This window comes from Zobellia russellii, from assembly GCF_044597075.1.
Lineage (GTDB): Bacteria > Bacteroidota > Bacteroidia > Flavobacteriales > Flavobacteriaceae > Zobellia > Zobellia russellii.
The window spans coordinates 1,712,518-1,733,337 of record NZ_CP139000.1 but is presented as its reverse complement, the minus strand read 5'-3'; the positions used below and the strand labels follow the sequence as shown (position 1 = coordinate 1,733,337).

The window sequence follows — 20,820 nt, the reverse complement described above, 5'->3', positions numbered from 1 at the left end:
AAAACGAAAAACATGAAAATCAACTTAACTAACCCTTTAAACCTTGCGTACCTAACAGTATTCTGTTTGCTGGCATCCTGTGAATCTGGCACTAAAATTAAAACGGTATCCGTAGAAGTAAAAAACGACCTTAACTTTTCTAGGAGTGAAGTCGTGGGCGCAAACGTTGCTGACTTGTCCGCTGTTTTAGACAATAATTCGGAAAGCAATATTCGCGTCAAGAAAGTAGGCGATCAAGAATACTTGCGTACCCAATGGATAGATAATGATCAAGACGGGACAAATGATGAATTGCTTTTTCAGGCCCATGTACCAGCTAACGGTACGGCCGAATATGTAATTCTTGTAGATAGTGTAACTGCTCCTGCAGAAAGTAATGTTATTGCCTATTCGCGTCTAGTTCCGGAAAGAACGGACGATTATACGTGGGAGAACGATAAAGTAGCTTTTAGAACTTACGGTCCCACTGGGGAGAAAGAAGCATTGGCGGGTGTTCCTGGAAGTACACTTTCCAGCGGAATAGATTTATGGTTAAAACGTACGGATAAGGCTATTATAAATAAATGGTACAAGGCACATATGACCAACCCGGGTTCTTACCACAAGGATCACGGTGAAGGCTATGACCCGTATCATGTTGGAAGTAGTAGAGGAACAGGAGGTATTGGTATCTGGGAAAATGATAGCCTTTTGGTTTCTAATAATTTTACGGCATCCAGAACATTGGCCGCGGGTCCGTTACGTACGGTGTTTGAATTGGACTATGCGCCATGGAGTCCGTATGGCATAAAAGAAACCAAACGAATCACACTTGATCTAGGTTCCAATTTTTCTAGGTTTGATGTGAGCCTTTCTTCGGATAAAGAGGTTCCAAATTACACGGTAGGTATCACCCTGCACAAAAATAAGGGAGAAGGAGCTGTAAATAAAGAAAAAGGTTGGTTCCGCCATTGGGAAACCATAGACAGTTCAAAAGTAGGGGAAGGTATTGTTATTGACCCTAAAATCGTAAAGGATGCCATTATCCATAAGTCAGACGTGGTAGACCAAAGTAACCTTTTAGTTATAGCTGAACCTAAGGGAAAACTAACGTATTATGCCGGTTTTGCTTGGGATAAGAGCGGACAAATAGGTTCTTTAAAAGACTGGGAAATCATGTTGGAAAGGCAATCTCAAATTTTGGCCGAACCCTTAACCGTAACCATACAACCAACTAAATAAACATTATGAAAACCAAATTACTTTTTACGTCTTTTGTTGTGGCCCTAGCTGGATTCTTGTTCGGTTTTGATACCGTGGTTATTTCAGGTGCCGATCAACAATTACAGACTTTATGGGGTACGTCAGACCTTTTTCATGGTACGTTCATCATGTCAATGGCATTATGGGGTACGGTATTGGGAGCCATTTTTGCTTCCATTCCTTGTGATAAATTAGGAAGAAAGAACACGCTTCTTTGGATTGGGATACTCTATTTTGTTTCCGCATTGGGTTCAGGGTTGGCAAATGACCCTTATTTATTTTCATTTTTCCGATTTCTAGGAGGTCTTGGGGTAGGGGCGTCAACAGTTGCCGCACCCACCTATGTTTCTGAAATAGCACCGGCCAAAAGCCGTGGTAGATTAGTGGCATTGTATCAATTTAATATCGTTTTCGGAATTTTAATCGCTTTTGTATCCAATTATTTGCTGAAAGATTTTGGGTCCGAACCTTGGCGTTGGATGATTGGTATAGAAGCGCTTCCTGCCTTAATCTATACCATTGCTATGATAGGCGTTCCAAAAAGTCCGCGATGGTTGTTAGAGAAGAAAAATGATTTGGAAGCGGCAAAAAGAATTCAATTGGAACTCACGGGAACCGAATTGGATGAATCGGTCATAGCACAATTAAAAGAGGAACAAACGGAAAAATCCACACTGTTCGTTAAGAAATATAAATTCCCGTTAATGCTCGCGTTTTTGATTGCTTTTTTCAATCAGTTGTCAGGTATTAACGCCTTTCTTTATTATGCACCTCGAATATTCAGTTCGGCCGGTTTGGGAGAAAATACCGCTTTGCTAAGCAGTATTGGTATTGGTGTAACCAACTTGGTTTTTACGTTGTTGGGGCTTTACCTCATTGATAAAGTAGGCCGTAAAGTACTCATGTACATTGGCTCTATTGGTTATATAATTTCATTGACCATGGTAGGTGTAGCTTTCGCTTTAGAATGGGAAGGTCTTATGGTTCCTATTTTTCTGTTCCTCTTTATAGCTTCACATGCCATAGGGCAAGGAGCTGTAATTTGGGTTTTTATATCCGAAATATTCCCGACCAATTTACGTGCACAAGGGCAGTCTTTTGGAAGTTCCACACACTGGGTGTTGGCGGCTTTAATAACCCTATTTATGCCTATAGCCATGGGTAGTTTTGATAACCCTGGTATTGTGTTTTTCTTTTTTAGCGGAATGATGGTATTACAGCTATTGTTCGTCATATTCATGATGCCCGAAACCAAAGGAAAGACTTTGGAAGAACTTCAAAAAATGATAACAAAATAATTAAATCAAAAAATATAGAATGGAAGTTAAATATGCCGTGCATCCCTATGATGCCAAATTTTACGACACACAGAGAATCAGAAAAGAGTTCCATAGTTCCGACCTAATGGGCGAAGATGCCATTAAAATGATCTATACGCATTACGATCGCTTTATGTACGGAACGGCTTTCCCAATGTCTAAGAGCCTTACACTACCAACTTATGACGAATTGAAAGCCAGTTATTTTTTGGAACGAAGAGAATTGGGAATCATTAATGTTGGAGGAAAAGGTACCGTAACCGTAGATGGTGAAGTGTTTGAGCTAGGAAACTTAGAGGCATTGTACGTAGGTAAAGGATCAAAAGAGATAATTTTTGCAAGTGCGGATGGTTCCGCTCCGGCTAAATTCTATTTGAATTCCGCTCCGGCACATAAGGAGTATCCAACTAAAAAAGCGACACAGTCAGACGCTAATATCGTAGAGCTAGGAGCAGTGGAAACTAGTAACGAAAGAACCTTGTACCAGTACATTCATGAAGACGGGATTCAAAGTTGCCAATTGGTCATGGGGTATACCGAGCTAAAAAAAGGTAGTGTTTGGAACACCTTTCCACCACATACCCACGAGCGTAGAATGGAAGTCTACTTTTATTTTGATATTCCCGGAGACAACATTGTAATGCACTACATGGGACAACCGCAGGAAACTCGCCATATTGCCATGAAAAATTTTGAAGCAGTAGTTTCACCACCGTGGTCTATTCATTCCGGTTCAGGTACTAGCAACTACCGGTTTATCTGGGGAATGGCAGGAGAGAACAAAGCCTTTACTGATATGGATGGGGAGCCTTTACAGGGGGTGCTTTAAAATTATAATAAATACAAGGACGAACGAATATGATATTGAACAAGTTCAATTTAAAAGGAAAAACGGCTTTAGTAACCGGTTGTAAACGAGGTATTGGTTTTGCTATGGCAGAGGCATTGGCCGAAGCGGGTGCGGATATTATTGGTGTCTCCGCAAGTTTGGAACTTTCCGGTTCTAAAATTGAGAAACGAATAACCGAATTGAATAAAAACTTTAAAGCCTATCAATGCGATTTTAGTGATAGAAAAGCGTTGTACGCTTTCATTGAAAAAGTGAAAAGTGAAAACCCTAAAATTGATATTTTGGTGAACAATGCAGGCACTATTTTAAGACAGCCTGCTGCCGAACACACAGATGAGTATTGGGACAAAGTCATAGAAGTGAACCAAAATGCCCAGTTCATCCTGTCTAGGGAAATAGGCAAGGAAATGGTAAAGGCAGGAAGGGGAAAAATTATTTTCACGGCCTCTTTATTGACGTTCCAAGGCGGAATTACCGTACCGGGATATGCTGCTTCAAAAGGAGCTATAGGTCAGTTAACCATGGCCTTGTCCAACGAATGGGCATCCAAAGGCGTACAGGTCAATGCCATTGCTCCGGGATATATTTCTACGGATAATACAGAAGCTTTGAGAAATGATGAAGACCGTAGTAAATCCATCCTTGGAAGAATTCCTGCAGGGCGATGGGGAGAACCGGAAGACTTTAAGGGACCCATTGTTTTCTTGGCTTCGGAGGCTTCTAATTATATGACCGGAACCGTAATGCTGGTAGACGGCGGATGGATGGGCAGATAATTTTAAACAGTATCTTTTTCAAATATAGTGCAGCATGAAAATGAATAGCAGGAGTTTTTTGTGGGTTTTCTCTATGGTGATTATTTTATCGTCATGTAAAAGCGAAGAAAAAAAAACAGAGCCTAAAAAGCGGCCAAACTTTCTTTTTGTTTTGGTGGATGATCAATCACCTTTTGATTTGCAGGTGTATGATCCAAAGTCCAAATTAGAAACTCCTGTTATTTCAAAACTAGCCTCCGAGGGCACGGTTATAGAAACTGCTCACCATATGGGCTCAATGAATGGTGCGGTGTGCACGCCATCTCGGCATATGATTATGACGGGGCGAACCCTGTGGCATTTGCCACCCAGTGCAGAATTTCAAAAGAATACGGCTCCACATGAATTGGATAAACAGACCATTGGGGCTGTTTTTAATAGGGCAGGTTACAACACTATGAGAACCTGTAAAAAAGGGAACTCATATCCTGGGGCCAACGAGCAGTTTACGGTTGTTCATGATGCCACAAAAAGAGGTGGAACGGAAGATACCGGAAGTGCTTGGCACTCCAAACAAGTTTTGGAATATTTGGGGGATCGAGAGAGAGATAAAGAAGAAAATCCCTTTTTCATTTATTTCGGATTTTCCCACCCACATGATACTCGAGACGGTACTCCAGAATTATTGGAGAAATATGGGGCGGTCAATCATACGGATAAAAATAGTCTTCCTCTTGCTAATGATAAACAGCCACCACTTCAAGCTAATTATTTAGAAGCACATCCTTTTTTTCATGGTCACCCAGAGCTTCGTGATGAAGAACGGGTGAGTGGCGTTTGGAAAAACAGAGATGAGCAGACCGTTAGAAATGAGTTGGGCAGGGAATATGCCTGTTCCGAAAATATAGATATTCAGCTAGGCAAAGTGCTCAAGAAATTGGAAGCTATGGGTGAGTTGAACAACACTTATATCGTTTACACTTCCGATCATGGAATGTCTATAGGAAGACACGGGCTTATGGGAAAACAAAACTTATATGAGCATACATGGCGTGTCCCCATGATTATTAAAGGCCCAGGACTTCCATCAGGTAAGCGTACAAAAGGGAATGTTTATTTATTAGATGTCTTGCCTACGTTATGTGATTTGGCAGGTATAGAGATTCCAGAAACGGTAGAAGGAACAAGCTTTAAGCCTGTTTTGGAAGGTGAAAAAGAAACTGTTAGGGATGTGTTGTACGGAGTATATTGTGGAGGAACAAAACCAGGCATGCGTACGGTGAAAAAGGACGACTGGAAATTAATCAAGTATGATGTAATGGAAGGTGCAGTGCGCGAAACACAACTATTTAATTTGGCTGAAAACCCGAATGAATACATAAAAGAACATAACAAAGAAGGTGAAATGCTAACTAATTTGGCAGATAATCCTAAATATGCGGATAAACAAGCAGAAATGGAGGCCTTATTATTGGCAGAAATGGAATCACATGACGACCCTTATAGATTATGGGACCAGCAAACGAAATAATCTATTTGTATTAATTAGTGGTACATGAAACTTCAATTATTAAATAGGGCATCTGTAGCAGACCGGTCATTTTCGGTCAGTCATAATCAGTACCCTAATTTTTTAAGAGTTTGGCATTATCACCCTGAGATTGAATTGGTAGTAATTCTAAAAAGTTCTGGAACACGTTTTATAGGAGATAGTATTGAAAAATTTCAGGAAGGGGAAGTAGTGCTCATTGGTAAAAATGTCCCACACATGTGGTTGAATGATGAAATCTATTTTCAACCGGAAAGCACGTTAGAAGCTGAGGCTTTCGCCATTCATTTCACTAGGGATTTTTTAGGAAAAGGATTTTTTGAAATACCCGAAATGAAACAGGTTTCTAATCTTTTGATGAGGGCGGATAGAGGAGTCAAGTTCATGGATTTGAGCAGAGAGCTGGTAAAAAGAATCACAAATCTTATAGAATATGATTCAACTACCAGAGTTTTTAAGACCATTGAAATTTTATCGGATTTATCAAAGCACGAAAGCTATCAACTTTTGTCAAGTACAAGTTTTGTAACCGCTTTTCAGAAGGCGGATAATCTCCGGATGGATAAAATATATGCGTACGTATTTGAAAACTTTAATGATGGCATCAGTGCCAGTGATGTAGCAAAAATGACCGGTATGAATAAATCGGCATTTAGTCGGTTTTTTAAGAAAGTCCATAAAAAACCTTTTACTAGATACCTCAATGAGATAAAGGTAGGTTATGCTTCAAGGCTACTTCTAGAAAATAAAGAAAGCATCACCTCTATAGCATACTTATCCGGTTTTAATAACATCTCCAATTTTAATAGGCAGTTTAAAGTTATTCATGGTATGGCTCCATCTGCATATTTAAAATATCATACTTCAAATGACTAGAAAATACCATTTCATGCTAAAAAAGTATTAGGAATAGTGTTTTTTTTGGTAGTTGGCCACATAAGAGATTATTAGTTTTATCCGTATTGGAATATCAGCAAGAAACATCTTGTCGGTTAAAGTACTCTAGTCGTTCGTTTAATAGGTATTCCCTATTCTTAAGCTAGGTCTATATTGATTTTTTTCAAAAATCTGACTGCTCGATGTCTACAGGTATGGTTGCATCAGGAAAGGTGCAGAATATTTTACTTAAAATTTTAAAAATGAGTATACATCCATTTGAATATTTTCTATCTGGAGCAAAAGTCTTTTTAATGGGTATTCTACTTTTCTCATTATCCATGGGTACTCAGAACATCCAAAAACCCAATATCATTATTGTTTATACAGATGATCAAGGTTATGGAGATTTAAGCGCGCTTAATCCAAATGCTAAATTCCGAACGCCTAATATGGATAAATTGGCCAATGAAGGTATCATCTTTACGGATGGACATAGTAGTGATGCGGTATGTACACCTTCTAGATACTCTTTGCTTACTGGACGTTATAGTTGGAGAACCTCTTTGAAAAAAGGGGTTCTTGGAGCTGATGGGACTTGTTTGATTAAAAAGGATAGGATGACAATTGCTTCTTTACTTCAAGAAAACGGCTATAAAACCGCTATGATTGGAAAGTGGCATCTTCAAATGGAATTTGAAGGGAGCTTGGGAAAAAACCGTGATTGGTCAAAACCCTTTACAGACGGACCTATCGAGAAGGGATTTGATTATTATTTTGGTATTCCAGCCTCTATGAATTACGGCGTTTTAACCTACTTGGAAAATGATAAGGTGTTAGACCCTCCTGTATTATGGACGAAAAAGAAAGCGGACAAGAACCCTAGAACGTTTAGTGATACCATTAATCCAAAAGGGTATAGAATGACACCTCCTTTTAGAAGTACGCGTAAAGAGGGTACCAGTGGCTGGGTAGAAGTAGCTCCCTCATTTAACGATGAGCTGGTATTAAAAACATTTGCTGATAAAGCGGTTGATTATATTAGCGAATCTGCAACAGAGGCCAAAGCTGGTAAACCGTTCTTTTTGTATTTGCCATTAACTAGTCCGCATTTACCACATTGTACGCATCCTGATTTTCAAGGACAGAGTAATTGTGGAAATTATGGCGATTTTATGGAAGAAACCGATTATAGAATCGGTCAAATACTTGAGGCATTAAAGGCAAATGGAATTGAAGACAATACTTTGGTTATTTTTTCATCGGATAATGGGGCAGAGACCAACTACGTCTATCAGCGAGAAAAATATGGACACTATAGCAGCCTTAATTTTAAAGGAGGAAAGCGCGATATTTATGAAGGAGGTCATCGGGTTCCTTTTCTTATGCGTTGGCCCAACGGTATACAAGCTGGGTCAAAGTCTGATGTGCCCGTTTGCCAGACCGATTATTTGGCTACTATTGCCGACATTGTTGGAGTAGAACTTCCTGATAATACGGGAGAAGATAGTTATAGTTTGTTACCCATATTACGAGGGGAGCGTTATGATAAGTCGGTAAGGGGAGCAGTAATTCATCATTCCGCTTCCGGGCATTTTGCAATAAGGGATGGGAAGTGGAAACTCAACATGTTTCGGGGTTCTGGCGGTTCTCTGAACCCTAAATTTATTGAGCCCAAGGAAGGTGAAGCTATATATGAGCTGTACAATATGGAAGAGGACCCAGGAGAAACAACAAACCTTTATTTTAAAAATCAGGACGTAGTAAAAAGACTTATTCAGAAAATCGCCAAAATTATTGAAGAGGGTAGGACTACAACAGGTACTCCTCAATCTTATGTAAAAGAAGGTTGGGACATGCCTGATTGGATAAAGTCATAACTCAAAATAGGATAAATAGGTAAACTACAAGACCATTTAAGACCAGTAAAAGAAAGTGGGGCGTCTATTTTCGATAGATAATAGGTATAAAAATTAGACATATAAACGTTCAGGCAAAAAAAGTATCACTATAGGTAGATTATATGGTGGTTTTGAAGAAAGTGAGGATTTAATTTTGTATTGTTAATATAGAATTTATGTCAAGTAAGATAACAATTACGGGGCTCGAGATTAAAGATGTCCGTTTTCCAACAAGTAAGTCTCTAGACGGCTCTGATGCTATGAATCCTGACCCGGATTATTCTGCGGCCTATGTGATTTTAAAGACCGATTCGGACAGCGCACTAGAAGGGCACGGATTAACATTTACCATTGGTAGGGGTAATGAATTATGTGCTGCAGCCATCCAATCTTTAGCTCCTCTTGTTATTGGCAAAACCCTAGAAAGCTTTACAGCGGATATGGGCGCCTTTTGGAAAATGATTACAGGCGATAGTCAGTTGAGATGGTTGGGTCCTGAAAAGGGTGTAATTCACTTGGCAACCGGCGCCATGGTAAATGCTGTTTGGGATTTGTATGCCAAAGCGGAAGGCAAACCTTTATGGAAATTATTGGCGGATATGACACCCGAAGAGTTGGTACGTTGTGTAGACTTTACGTACATAACAGATGCGGTTACGCCAGAAGAGGCCTTGGCGATGTTAAAGGATAAAGAAAGCACCAAACAAGAACGCATAGCCAAATTAAAGCAAGATGGTTACCCTGCTTATACAACTTCTGCAGGATGGTTGGGCTATTCGGATGATAAGATGCGCAGGCTTTGTAGAGAGGCAAAAGCAGCAGGCTTTGACCATATGAAAATAAAGGTAGGTTCGGATTTGCAAGATGATATGCGCCGTGCCGCGATTATTCGTGAAGAAATTGGTGATAATCTTCGGTTGATGATGGATGCGAATCAAAAATGGGATGTAGATGAAGCTATTGAGAATATGGCCGAACTGAAAAAATTCAACCCGTATTGGATTGAGGAACCTACAAGTCCTGATGATATTTTAGGTCATGCCAAGATAGCCAAGGCGGTAGCGCCAATTAAAGTAGCTACGGGAGAACACTGCCAAAACAGGGTCATGTTCAAACAGTTAATGCAGGCCAATGCCATAGAAATATGCCAGATAGATAGTTGTAGGGTAGGGGGCGTCAATGAAATATTGGCCATTTTATTCATGGCGGCAAAATTTAATATTCCGGTTTGTCCGCATGCTGGGGGAGTGGGACTCTGTGAATATGTGCAGCATTTGTCAATGATCGACTATATTGCTATAAGCGGTTCTTTGGAAAATCGTATTATTGAGTTTGTAGACCATTTACACGAACATTTTTTTGATCCGGTAGTGATTAAAAATGGAGCTTACATGCCGCCAAACATGGCAGGTTATAGTATAACTATGAAGCCGGAATCCCTAGCGGAATATAGCTTTCCTAAGGGGAGTTACTGGGAAAAGGAATTAACTACAATAGCATAGATTATTTATGAAGTTTAGTTTAAAAGATAAATTGGCAGTGGTTACCGGTGGAGGTAGCGGTATTGGTAGGGCCATTTGCTTGGCACTGGCAGAGCAAGGTGCAATTCTTCATATTCTGGAAATGAACAAGGAAAACGCAAAGGAAACTGCAATGCTAATTGAGAATATGGGAGGTAAGGCCCATACCTACGGTTGTAATGTAGCGGTGCGGAAAGAAGTTCGTACGGCATTTGAAGCCATAACTGCTGAAAAACCAATTGACATTCTTATAAACAATGCGGGTATTGCTCATATTGGGAATTTAGAAAATTGTGGAGAGGAAGATTTAGATCGCTTATATGATGTGAACATCAAAGGGGTTTATAATTGTATGCACGCCGGTATAGGTTATTTGAAGGAAACTGGAGGTGTAATTATAAATATGGCTTCCATTGCATCATCGGTAGGAATCAACGATAGATTTGCTTACTCCATGACCAAGGGTGCCGTTTTAACAATGACCTATTCTGTGGCCAAAGATTATTTGGAAGATGGAATTAGATGTAATTGTATTTCTCCTGGAAGAGTGCACACGCCGTTTGTAGATGGTTTCATCAATAAAAATTACCCAGGTAGAGAGAAGGAGATTTTTGAAAAATTATCCAAAACTCAACCTATTGGTAGAATGGGAAAACCAGAAGAAGTCGCAAATTTAGCGGTATACCTATGCTCAGAAGAAGCTTCGTTTATTACGGGAACCAATTTTCCAATAGATGGAGGGTTTGTTACACTAAACGGTTCGTAGTACAACTGCAATTAAAAATAAATAAAGAGACCTAATAAAATACCAGCATACATATGAAATTAATAAGATTTGGAAGTATAGGGAATGAAAAACCCGGAGTTCAATTGGATAACGGCACACGCTTGGATGTTTCCGGATTTGTATCGGACTATAACGAAGATTTTTTTGGAGGTGATGGCATTGAAAAACTAAGCAATTGGTTGAGTGAAAATGAAAAAAACTGTCCAGAGGTCCCTAATAATGTACGTTTAGGTTCCCCTTTGGTACGCCCCTCAAAAATTGTGTGTGTGGGCTTAAATTATGCTAAACACGCCGCCGAAAGCGGAATGGCTATCCCAAAGGAACCGGTTCTTTTCTTTAAATCAACCTCTGCCATTGTTGGTCCAAATGATGATGTGATCATTCCGAAGAACAGTGAAAAAACCGACTGGGAAGTAGAACTGGCCATTGTCATCGGAAAAAAAGCCTCTTATGTTGAGGAAAAGGATGCTTTGGACCATGTGGCCGGCTATGTACTGCACAATGACTACAGCGAACGTGCCTTCCAAATAGAGAAAGAAGGACAATGGTGCAAGGGAAAAGGGTGTGATACTTTTGCGCCTATAGGTCCGTTTATTGCCACTGCCGACGAAATCGAGAATCCTAATAATCTTGATCTATGGTTAAAGCTGAACGGAGAAACGCTTCAAGATAGCAACACCTCCGATTTTATTTTCAATGTACAGGAAGTGGTAAGTTATATCAGTCAATACATGACCTTATTGCCCGGCGATATTATTTCTACGGGAACACCATCAGGTGTAGGTCTAGGTTTTAATCCACCTAAATACCTTAAAGAAGGAGATGTTGTAGAGTTAGGAATTGAAGGTCTGGGCAGCTCTAAACAGCATGTTAGGGCTTTACAGTTATAATAATCCTTTTATAACTAGATAATGCAGGTGTGCCTTTATCCGTTACTTTTAAAATCATATGAACGGTCATTTCTTTTTCTACCTTTGGGGCAGCAAAGGAAACTAAATGGGCATTTTCGGTTCCTCCTATTTTTAATGGTTTTTTATACGTGCCCGCCTCGGGGTAATCAAACCAAAGAAAGCTTAGGCTATCTCCGTCCGGGTCAGTAGAGTCAAAGGCATCAAGTGTTATGCCTTTTCCCGATTTCACCGTAATTCGGTCAGCATGTTTTAAAGCGATTACCGGAGCGTGATTGGCTTCGGAAAATGGTAGGGTGCACCAATCCATTCGGGCTGCGAAATCATTTTGAAAATCATCTCTCCATCGCCATAGAGATACTTTATCACCTTTAAAAACGGTGCTGTCTAATTCTACATTTCTACCGTAATCTTTTGCTAAATAAGGAGAGAAACTATCTTCTGTATTGGTCCAAATTGCCCTAGTTTCAACTTCAAAGGGTACACCGGAATTCCCTTTCTTCCGACCGGAAAAAGTAGGTCTTAGAAATTCATACCTACCGCCCCAACCACCCCAATTAGGATGTTCAGGGGCGTTTAATCCGTTAGGGATAAGAGATAGGAAAGCTGGGGTGTCACCTTCAACTCCCCATGCAACATCAGGGTATAAGGCCCCAAGCGGACCATGTCCTTGTTGTATGTTTTCAGAAATCCAAGAGTTACTAATTTCGGTATTGTCAATACCCTTAATAAAGCTATTTATACCATTCCAAGTGGCTGTACCATAATCGTCACCTGGGCTTACGATATAAAAGAGGTCTTGAAATTTATCCCTGATCCAAATGCCGCTATCATCTTGGTCGGAAATGGTGTAGACCCGTAACTTGGAAATGAGTCGTTTTTGTTCTTCCTTGGTTTTGGTGTTCTTTATTTTGAACAAAGCTTGAGCCAAGGTATTGGCACCTCCCCAAACAGAAATCCACAAAGGGCGCTCATCTTTCTCTTCAAGTGTTTTAATGATCCAATCAGAACCTTCGGAATCTTTATCCTTTCCAACACCTAACATCCCATAAACAGGTAGACCGGATTTTACCAATGGAAATAAATCTTCCGGTTTTGGGAAATCCGGATGATGTAATTCAAGGTTGTGCTGCACTTCTGCATAAGCGGAAAGCACTTTGTTTATTGATTCCGGATGTACGGAATTTTTAAGCCAACAAGAAGTAGTGGCTACTATACCTTTTATGTCTATTTCGTTGGCGTACAGGAGTAAACGCACCAATGATTGTGTGTCGTCCGGGTCAGCCTCAATATCCGTAAGGATGATTACCCTGCTCTTTTTAGAAGTTTCTTGTGCTATAAGAACACTAAAGTTCAGCGTAAATAAAAGTAGGAAAAAGAGTTTTTTCATGACGGAGTATTTTATTGGTAGGGGAAAATCACTAAGCTTTTAAAAGTAGCAATTTTTCTTTTACAAGAATTGCTTCGGTTTTTGGTTTTTACCGGCGTTCTCCGCGATTTCTTGAATACGTTTTTGCCGGGTCTCTTTTCTTTTGGCGGAAATTACCCAATATAGAAGCTGTTTTTTTCCGGACTTGCTCAGTGCTACAAAGAATTCTGTAGCACCTTTTCTTTTTTTTAATTCTTCGGCGAGGTCAGCTGGTATTTCCAAGGCCTCCACAGTGTCCAACATAGTCCATGAACCATTGGCTTTTGCTATAGCTATACTTTTGTAGCCAGCTTGGGTTATAAGACCTTTTTTGGTGAGAGATGTTACTTTCTCTTTATTGATTTTAGACCAGTTGCTTACGGCTTTTCGCTTGCACAAGTATTGTTTGTACCGCTCTGCATCAATAGTTCGTTTTGTGCTATCTATCCAACCAAAACAGAGAGCATGGTCTACTGCTTGGCTCCAGGATAGATTGGTATTTGCTGTATTCTTTTTGTGGATAACCAACCAAACGGAGTTTTTTTGCTGATGGTTTTTTTCTAACCATTTCCGCCATTCCTGTTGGTTTGCTGGGCAATAGATTTCGGTTTCTTCCATACCTCATTAAATACCAAGGGTAGGTAAATGTTTTACTTTATGATAGGTTAAGGCAGATTTAATGCAGTAAGTAAGTTCTTCTGTGGGAAGTTCACTATTCAGTTTAAAAACTATAGCTCTCTTCCCTTCATACTCAAAAGTGTCTTTAAATACGGTCTTAAAGGTTTCTACCAATCTACTGGTGCATTTAAAATAGAGCGCATATTGGTCTGGGGATTTGGCTTTCCAATCTATGCGAAGGGTGCTGCCTATTTTGGTCAGGTAACTGGGTTCTCCCCATTTTAGGGTTTCCTCTAATTGGGCTATACCTTCCGTTGCTTTGGCGGTGTCTATGACCAGTTTTCGTAAAGCTGTCATCTGAGGGCGCACATAATCCGGATAACCGGCGAATACAGATTCCACCGCTGGATTGATATCTAACTGTAAGTCTTGCATGGATAGAGTTGGTTACGTAGATAAATGTAACCAATAGAATCCGTTTTGGCAATGCCAAGTGATAGATATAGAGAGGAGATTAAACCGTTGTGGTCTATTCGTCTTTCCTAAAAATTAAATCTTGCTCTTCCATTGCAGTAACGACCAATTGAATATAGTCGTCCACGGCTTTTTCAATATTCTTTGGGTCGGAGATATCAATACTTCCTCGCCAAATCATAGATCGGTCCTTGCCTTCACAAATACAGTAGAGGGTAGTCTCGGCATGGTAAATATTAAAATCATCGTAGTAATTATCGTCGTAGGATATATCTTGATTTTCCAGATAATCATCGTTAAATCTACCCTTGTAGTTATCCAATTTTGAAATAGCGCTCAAAAAACTTTCCCGATTTTCGGAACCGGTGATTTTGGTAAATAGTATGGCGTCAAAATCTTTGTCCAAAAGACTTTGCTCTACGGCATCAAGTTCCTTTTCGGATTTTTTGGAGTTGGTAAAAGAAACATCAAAGACATCCAAGCTCTGCATGGCCTCAACATTTCTTTTGGTAAATTCCTTTTGTAATTTGGCCTCAAAACTTTCTCTTGCATTTTGGTTTTGAGTCATACCTACAATAAGTACTTTCTGAGCATCGAACAGAACAATATCCGGATTTTTCCAATTTTCCACCAAACTAGCAGAGGAACAACCAAGACACAGTAGCAACAATAATGGGGCTATTTTTTTCATGTTTATCTACAACTTTTAAGGGATAATTAGAGGTTGTTTTTTTAAGGTGTTAAGCGTAAAGTAATCTATTTAAAATCGACTTAGATTATATACTCTTTCCCGTTCTGTAATTGGATAAAAATAACAAGTTTAAATTATGTAAACTATGATAAAAGTCAGTTAAATAGAGGTATTATTTAAGTAATTTTATGAATCGAAATTAAAAAAGATGAAAAGCAGTTTCAAAAACATAATAGATTCGGACACTCCGGTATTAGTAGATTTTTTTGCTGATTGGTGCGGCCCTTGTAAAATGTTGGCGCCAATTTTAAAACAGGTCAAGGATGAGCTGGGAGAAGATGTTAAGATAGTAAAGATTGATGTGGATAAGAACCAACCGCTGGCAGGCACATATAATGTTCGGGGCGTACCCACAATGATTTTGTTTAAAAACGGAAAACAAGTATGGAGACAATCAGGTGTTTTGCAAAAAAATGACATTGTACAAATTGTAAAGTCGAATTCTTAATGCGATTTAATTTTATCTAATTCAACCAAAAATGAAAAAGTACTCTATTTTTCTATTGATCATTATTTTCTTAACTGGTTGTAAAGAAACGAAGAAGGTTAAAATTGAATCTGCTCAAAATATTGAAGAAACGCAGAGCGTTGAAACTCAAGAACCGCACCCAGGGAAGGTAATTATGGAGCGGGAATGTTACCTATGTCATGATCCAAAAGCAAAAGTGGCGGATAGGTTTGCGCCTCCCATGGAAGCAATTAAAAGGTATTATATAGATTCTACCGTTTCTCAACAGGAATTTACGGAAGCTCTGATTAAGTGGATAAATGATCCCGAGACAGAAACCAAGATACCTGCCGCACACAGAGAGTTTGGGCCTATGCCATATTTGCCCAATCGTGAGGATGCTTTGACGCAGGTAGCAGATTACATTTACAATAATGAATTAGAACGACCTGAAGGATTTGATGAACATTTTAAATCTTCGCACAAGGCAGGAGCAGATTTAGAAGATTGCAATTGTTATGAAAACCCAGGAGCGGAAAAAGTGTATGGAGCCATTGGCATGGCCTATGCAAAAGAAGCTAAAAAAGCACTAGGTCAAAGCCTTACAAAAGCTATTCAGGAAAAAGGAACCGTTGGGGCCATTGGGTTTTGTAATCTTAAGGCTATACAAATTACGGATAGCGTTTCATTGATGAAAAATGCTGCTATTAATAGAGTTTCGGACAAACTAAGAAATCCTAAAAATAAAGCTACTCCAAAGGAATTGGAATATATAAACTGGTTTAAAGAAGTGTTGGCATCTGGTGATGAAATTTCGCCTGTTGTTGAGACAGAAGATGGAGAGGTGTCTTTTTATTACCCAATTGTAACCAATGCACTTTGTTTACAATGTCATGGAACACCTAATACGCAAGTAATGCCAGAGACTATGACAGCATTGAACAAATTGTATCCTAATGATATGGCACTTGGCTATGATGTAAATCAAGTAAGGGGCATGTGGAGTATAGAGTTTTATACGGACAAATAACAATATCTATTTAGCTAAATAATACCTGAGTTGAATTGGGGAATCGATAAAGGTTTTTTAGCAAGTATTAATTAGATGGTTGGAAAGAGGGTGTTGCATGGCAATGCCCTTTTTTATTTGGTTTAAATTCTTCTAGGACGATTTAATCCTACTTTTTGAGATTATTAAAAAAGTAGGATACCTTTGTTAAAATAGATTTCTCAATATCAATAAAACACAAAGTATGACAGTCCATAATCTAGGTGAACACAATTCGCTCATGAACAAGTTTATTTCAGAAATAAGGGATGTGGACTTGCAAAAGGATACCATGCGTTTTAGACGAAATATTGAACGTATAGGGGAGATACTCAGCTATGAAATGAGTAAATCCTTGCACTTTTATAAAAGTAATGTTATCACCCCATTGGGCGCGAAAGAAATGCAATTGCCCACAGACCAATTGGTTCTATGCTCTATTTTACGTGCAGGATTACCATTACACCAAGGAATGTTGAATTACTTTGATGGGGCTGAGAATGCCTTTATATCGGCATATAGACACCATGAAGGAGACCAAGATGAGTTTGAGGTAATCGTGAACTATTTTGCGGCACCTTCTTTAGAAGGTAAAGTGTTGGTACTTGCCGATCCTATGTTGGCAACGGGCAGAACTTTGGAAAATGTGCTAAAAGCACTTAAAAATCATGGTACACCGGCGCAGATACATATTGTTTCTGTTATTGGGGCAAAAGAAGGGGTAGACCATGTGCAAAAGGTGTTCCCTGAAAACACCCAATTGTGGATTTCGGCTATAGACCCGGAATTGAATGCACGTGGTTATATTATTCCTGGAATAGGTGATGCGGGCGATTTGGCCTATGGGGCTAAGCTTTAGGGCTGCCCATAACCGTATTAATATATCTTGATTTTATTTTTTTAAAACGAATTCCTATTGGTTTGCGCTAGGGTCATATGCTTCATTTACTGTAGTAGGTATTGGCGCTTTTGTTTGTTTGCGCCATCTGTTTAATTGTTCGTATAGTTCTTTGGTCTTAGCGGGATTTTGTTTTGCCAGATTATTTTTTTCACCAATATCCGTGTTTAAGTTGTAGAGCTCAAGTGCACCGTCCTCAAAATATTCATGTAGTTTCCATTCCCCAGAAATAATTACAGAACCAGGTCGTGTTCTAAAAAGAGGGTCTCTGCCTTGATCATTTAGTTGGTCATATTTTTGAAGATAGATGGGGAAATGAAAATAGAGATTTCGTGCAACAGGCTGTTCTCCGTATAAGATAGGTTCAAGGTTTATACCATCAAGTAAATTGGCCTTCTCTTTAGGATTTGTAATATGCTGTAGTGTAGGGTAGAAATCTAAATTGCTCACCGTTGCGGTTGATGTGGAGTTTGGCCTAATTTTTCCGGGCCACTTTATAACCAAAGGAACGCGAATACCACCTTCGTAATACGAGCCTTTACCTGCGCGTAATGGGTTTTGTTCTGAAATAGACCGTATCCCACCATTATCCGAAGTAAAAATGACTAGCGTGTTTTCTTCCAGCCCGTTTTGCTTTAGGGCATCTAGGAGCCTGCCCACATTTTGGTCCATAGCATAGACCATTGCCGCGTAATCGGGTCTATTTTGCCCGTTTTGCCCTTTTTTCGATTTAAATTTAGCGACTAGGTCCTGTTTCCCCATAATGGGGGTGTGAACGGTATAGTAAGGCATGTATATGAAAAATGTGGTGTCTTTATTTTTGTTGATATAATGTATGGCCTCGTCCGTTAATCTATCGGTAAGGTATTCTCCTTTTTTGCCGTTCGTAATATGGTCTATTTTATAAGGAGAAAAGTATCCGCCATTGCCTGGATGACCTTTTTCACTTCCACCTATGTTATAATCAATCCCTTGCTTGTTAGGGTCTTTTCCAATATGCCATTTGCCAAAACTAGCGGTGGTATAGCCTGCAGATTTAAGCATTTGGGGTAGGGTGAAAATAGTATCGTTTAGATGAGCCGTATTTTTAATTGGAATCAGTTTTCTTGTTTTTATATCACCACGATCAGATGGACTTACGGTATAAACACCATGTCTAGGTGTGTTTAGACCTGAAATGAGACATGCCCTACTTGGAGCACAATTGGCCGCGCCTGCATAAGCATTATAAAAAACCATACCTTCTTTCGCAAATGCATCTAAATTTGGGGTTTCGTAATATTCACTTCCCTTAAAGCCAAGGTCCTTATAACCAAGGTCGTCTATATTAATCAGAACAATATTGGGTTTTTTAAGATCTTGGAGTTTTGTTTTGGCCGGTTTACATTGCAGTATGGCCAAGGGTAGAAGTGATATGAACAAAATTTTTATAGTACGGATAATCATCTTTCCTTTTCTGGTTAAGTGTATGATGTTGTATGCTATCTTACACATCTTGTTGTATTGAATCTTAGCCGTAAATATACATCTCATCTACAGGGGCAAGGGGTGCAATAGTCCAAGAAAGGTATACAATTGTGCAGTTTTTAATAAAAGTTAAGTGTTTATTATTTGTCTCCTTAAATAATCAAACAGGAGTGTCCAAGCAAATATCGCCTGAAATCCAAATTTCGGGAAATAGTAAAGTGCTTTATTTTGAAGGCTATATAGAGGTGCCTGCAAATGGAGTTTATACTTTTTACCTAAGTGCCAATGCCGGAGGAGTGCTACGTATTCACGAATCTACCGTTATTGATGCGGATTATGGGTACACAAGAAACTCCAAAATGAGCGGGCAGTACAGGCTAAAAGCCGGATTGCATTCCATTTCGTTGTATTACAGAAGCGGTAAAAAGGGAAAGCCACAATTTAATCTTGAATGGAACGGTCCAACATTTGCCAAAGAAGCAATTCCAGAGTCGGTTTTGTTTCATTAAAATGAGCTTAAGATGGTGCTCACCCTTGGGTTTCCTGAAAATTAGACTTTTGCTTTCTAAAGAAAGGGTCCAAAATTTTTATCAAGTATACGATACCTATAAGTGCTAAAACGCTACCGGCTGCATAACGGCCTTGTGCATAATAGTATATGGCTCCGGCCACGCCAAAAATGGTGTGAAAAATGTCTATGTAGATACTACCGCGTATAAGTTTTTCCATACGACTAGATTTAGGGTGGTTAAGTAATTAAGATGTTGTGTATACTACTGTATGCTAGTAGTTTAGGGTGCTGTTCCTTTAAATTTAGCACATATCTTTCACATATAAAAACAAAACAACTTTTTTAATGATAGGGGTATGGTAACGAAGATTTTAAGTTTTGTTTTTTTACGATATCCTCAAGAATTTCGGCGATTCTATTTTTGATGGATTTTCTCCCTATTCCTATGATAAGGACCATAAAAAGAAGACTTGCTGGTATTAGTTTAAAACTAAATTCATTTTGAGGAAAAAACAGGAATACTAAAAGAACGGTAAGGCTAACACCCGCAGCAAAGAAAATTAAATATTCCAGACTGCTAGTGCCCTTTATTTCTATTATCAGCCACATTTCATGCGCTTGGCCTTAATAAGCCACAACTTCCTTTCTTTTCTAGGAATTTTACTCTTTTCTTTTTTTCCTCTCTACAGGTTAACCTTTTATTTTTTGTGCCATAAATAGGTATAAAATCTAAAGAAATGAAAATTATGAATACTATTCTGAGAGTTTTAGCAGGTGGCTTAATGGTGTTGACCCTAACATTGGCATCTTGTTCAAAAGATGGTGCGGATGGAGATATTGGGCCCGTGGGGCCTGCTGGAGCACAGGGCGTACAAGGGGAGCAAGGACCAAAAGGAGATACAGGTGAACAGGGAGAAACAGGAACCGCAAACGTTATGTATAGCGATTGGCTAGACCAAGATTTTAGTTATTTGGATGGAGCACGGTCAAAAAGTATGAAAGTAGATGAGGTTAGGCTTACCAGAGAGTTTTTAGACAATGGTGGGTTTGTATTGTGCTTTTATAGAAGTAGTTCTAATGCTGTATACCAATTACCTTTGGTTTTTGATCACTCCGGTTTTGCCATACGACGGTATTTTGTCGCTATTCATTTTGATGATAGGGGGGAAATAAGATTTCAAGTCACCTCTACGGACGATACAGACCTTAGCGACCACGAATTAACCGGTTCCTCTATAGCCAAACCACAATACAAGTACGTTATGATTCCCGGGGGCGTATCTCTTGCTGGGCGTTCTGAGCGGCCCAATTTTGAGAAAATGAGCTATGAGGAGCTTATGGATTATTTTGGATTGGCGTATTAGGTTTTAGAGGTGTAATTTTGCCTGGTTTGGTTGGTCTTTTTTCTGTTAGTTAAAGTTAGGCGCACAATCTAAGTTTCTATTTTAAGGTTGAATGTTCTTGTGAAAAGCTATACCTGCACTGGTCAT

22 protein-coding genes are annotated in these 20,820 nt (G+C 39.3%); 15 read left to right on the top strand and 7 right to left on the bottom strand.

Annotated features, from left to right (window positions below; translation table 11 throughout):
* Window positions 1–12: 12 nt before the first annotated feature.
* The 10 genes from SJY45_RS07010 (at window position 13) to SJY45_RS06965 (ending at window position 11,689) form a co-directional block, all read left to right on the top strand.
* Window positions 13–1,221, top strand: a complete 1,209-nt coding sequence (locus SJY45_RS07010) for a DUF4861 domain-containing protein (protein ID WP_400073797.1) — start codon at window positions 13–15, stop codon at window positions 1,219–1,221.
* A gap of 5 nt (window positions 1,222–1,226) precedes the next feature.
* A complete protein-coding gene (locus tag SJY45_RS07005) occupies window positions 1,227–2,540 on the top strand; it encodes a sugar porter family MFS transporter (protein WP_400073796.1) in 1,314 nt (437 codons plus the stop codon).
* Between the two features lie 19 nt (window positions 2,541–2,559).
* Complete coding sequence (gene kduI, locus SJY45_RS07000) at window positions 2,560–3,390, top strand: 5-dehydro-4-deoxy-D-glucuronate isomerase (protein WP_400073795.1); 831 nt, start codon at window positions 2,560–2,562, stop codon at window positions 3,388–3,390.
* 32 nt (window positions 3,391–3,422) lie between these two features.
* Window positions 3,423–4,187, top strand: coding sequence for an SDR family oxidoreductase (locus tag SJY45_RS06995; RefSeq protein WP_215440172.1), 765 nt, complete (start codon window positions 3,423–3,425; stop codon window positions 4,185–4,187).
* Window positions 4,188–4,221: 34 nt separating this feature from the next.
* Window positions 4,222–5,697 carry a sulfatase-like hydrolase/transferase gene (locus SJY45_RS06990; RefSeq protein ID WP_400073794.1) on the top strand — a complete coding sequence of 492 codons (1,476 nt, stop codon included), beginning with the start codon at window positions 4,222–4,224 and terminating at the stop codon, window positions 5,695–5,697.
* 24 nt (window positions 5,698–5,721) lie between these two features.
* Window positions 5,722–6,591 carry an AraC family transcriptional regulator gene (locus tag SJY45_RS06985; protein ID WP_400073793.1) on the top strand — a complete coding sequence of 290 codons (870 nt, stop codon included), beginning with the start codon at window positions 5,722–5,724 and terminating at the stop codon, window positions 6,589–6,591.
* A 263-nt stretch (window positions 6,592–6,854) separates the two neighbouring features.
* Complete coding sequence (locus SJY45_RS06980) at window positions 6,855–8,471, top strand: arylsulfatase (protein WP_400073792.1); 1,617 nt, start codon at window positions 6,855–6,857, stop codon at window positions 8,469–8,471.
* Window positions 8,472–8,668: 197 nt separating this feature from the next.
* Complete coding sequence (locus SJY45_RS06975; RefSeq protein ID WP_400073791.1) at window positions 8,669–9,994, top strand: L-fuconate dehydratase; 1,326 nt, start codon at window positions 8,669–8,671, stop codon at window positions 9,992–9,994.
* A gap of 7 nt (window positions 9,995–10,001) precedes the next feature.
* Window positions 10,002–10,778 carry an SDR family NAD(P)-dependent oxidoreductase gene (locus SJY45_RS06970; RefSeq protein ID WP_400073790.1) on the top strand — a complete coding sequence of 259 codons (777 nt, stop codon included), beginning with the start codon at window positions 10,002–10,004 and terminating at the stop codon, window positions 10,776–10,778.
* A 53-nt stretch (window positions 10,779–10,831) separates the two neighbouring features.
* The gene (locus SJY45_RS06965) at window positions 10,832–11,689 is read left to right on the top strand and encodes a fumarylacetoacetate hydrolase family protein (RefSeq protein ID WP_400073789.1); all 858 of its coding nucleotides are present in this window, start codon (window positions 10,832–10,834) and stop codon (window positions 11,687–11,689) included.
* On the opposite strand, the gene SJY45_RS06960 is transcribed toward SJY45_RS06965, so the two are convergent.
* The 4 genes from SJY45_RS06960 to SJY45_RS06945 form a co-directional block, all read right to left on the bottom strand.
* A complete protein-coding gene (locus tag SJY45_RS06960) occupies window positions 11,670–13,097 on the bottom strand; it encodes a nucleoside hydrolase-like domain-containing protein (RefSeq protein ID WP_400073788.1) in 1,428 nt (475 codons plus the stop codon). The two genes, SJY45_RS06965 and SJY45_RS06960, sit on opposite strands and share 20 nt — an antisense overlap.
* Before the next feature lie 60 nt (window positions 13,098–13,157).
* The gene (locus SJY45_RS06955; RefSeq protein ID WP_400073787.1) at window positions 13,158–13,733 is read right to left on the bottom strand and encodes a YdeI family protein; all 576 of its coding nucleotides are present in this window, start codon (window positions 13,731–13,733) and stop codon (window positions 13,158–13,160) included.
* A gap of 6 nt (window positions 13,734–13,739) precedes the next feature.
* Entirely contained in the window at window positions 13,740–14,168 is a 429-nt protein-coding gene (locus tag SJY45_RS06950) for a DUF1801 domain-containing protein (protein WP_400073786.1), read from the bottom strand.
* A 94-nt stretch (window positions 14,169–14,262) separates the two neighbouring features.
* Window positions 14,263–14,898, bottom strand: a complete 636-nt coding sequence (locus tag SJY45_RS06945; protein WP_400073785.1) for a hypothetical protein — start codon at window positions 14,896–14,898, stop codon at window positions 14,263–14,265.
* A 208-nt stretch (window positions 14,899–15,106) separates the two neighbouring features.
* On the opposite strand from SJY45_RS06945, the gene trxA reads away from it, so the two are divergent.
* From trxA to upp, 3 genes are all read left to right on the top strand, one after another.
* The gene (gene trxA, locus SJY45_RS06940; protein WP_215439575.1) at window positions 15,107–15,406 is read left to right on the top strand and encodes a thioredoxin; all 300 of its coding nucleotides are present in this window, start codon (window positions 15,107–15,109) and stop codon (window positions 15,404–15,406) included.
* 31 nt (window positions 15,407–15,437) lie between these two features.
* Window positions 15,438–16,436 carry a DUF3365 domain-containing protein gene (locus SJY45_RS06935; protein ID WP_400073784.1) on the top strand — a complete coding sequence of 333 codons (999 nt, stop codon included), beginning with the start codon at window positions 15,438–15,440 and terminating at the stop codon, window positions 16,434–16,436.
* 223 nt (window positions 16,437–16,659) lie between these two features.
* The gene (gene upp / locus SJY45_RS06930; RefSeq protein WP_400073783.1) at window positions 16,660–17,313 is read left to right on the top strand and encodes a uracil phosphoribosyltransferase; all 654 of its coding nucleotides are present in this window, start codon (window positions 16,660–16,662) and stop codon (window positions 17,311–17,313) included.
* A 54-nt stretch (window positions 17,314–17,367) separates the two neighbouring features.
* Here the strand turns inward: upp and SJY45_RS06925 are convergent, their stop codons facing one another.
* The gene (locus tag SJY45_RS06925) at window positions 17,368–18,846 is read right to left on the bottom strand and encodes a sulfatase (RefSeq protein ID WP_400073782.1); all 1,479 of its coding nucleotides are present in this window, start codon (window positions 18,844–18,846) and stop codon (window positions 17,368–17,370) included.
* 143 nt (window positions 18,847–18,989) lie between these two features.
* On the opposite strand from SJY45_RS06925, the gene SJY45_RS06920 reads away from it, so the two are divergent.
* Entirely contained in the window at window positions 18,990–19,328 is a 339-nt protein-coding gene (locus SJY45_RS06920) for a PA14 domain-containing protein (RefSeq protein WP_400073781.1), read from the top strand.
* A 19-nt stretch (window positions 19,329–19,347) separates the two neighbouring features.
* Here SJY45_RS06920 and SJY45_RS06915 read toward each other — a convergent pair whose 3' ends face one another.
* Together SJY45_RS06915 and SJY45_RS06910 are read right to left on the bottom strand one after the other, a co-directional pair.
* Window positions 19,348–19,548: a hypothetical protein gene (locus tag SJY45_RS06915; protein ID WP_215439595.1), complete on the bottom strand. Its 201-nt coding sequence runs from the start codon at window positions 19,546–19,548 to the stop codon at window positions 19,348–19,350.
* 124 nt (window positions 19,549–19,672) lie between these two features.
* Window positions 19,673–19,939: a hypothetical protein gene (locus tag SJY45_RS06910; RefSeq protein ID WP_400073780.1), complete on the bottom strand. Its 267-nt coding sequence runs from the start codon at window positions 19,937–19,939 to the stop codon at window positions 19,673–19,675.
* Between the two features lie 128 nt (window positions 19,940–20,067).
* Between SJY45_RS06910 and SJY45_RS06905 the strand changes: the two genes are divergently transcribed.
* Complete coding sequence (locus SJY45_RS06905; protein ID WP_400073779.1) at window positions 20,068–20,694, top strand: hypothetical protein; 627 nt, start codon at window positions 20,068–20,070, stop codon at window positions 20,692–20,694.
* Window positions 20,695–20,820: the final 126 nt, after the last annotated feature.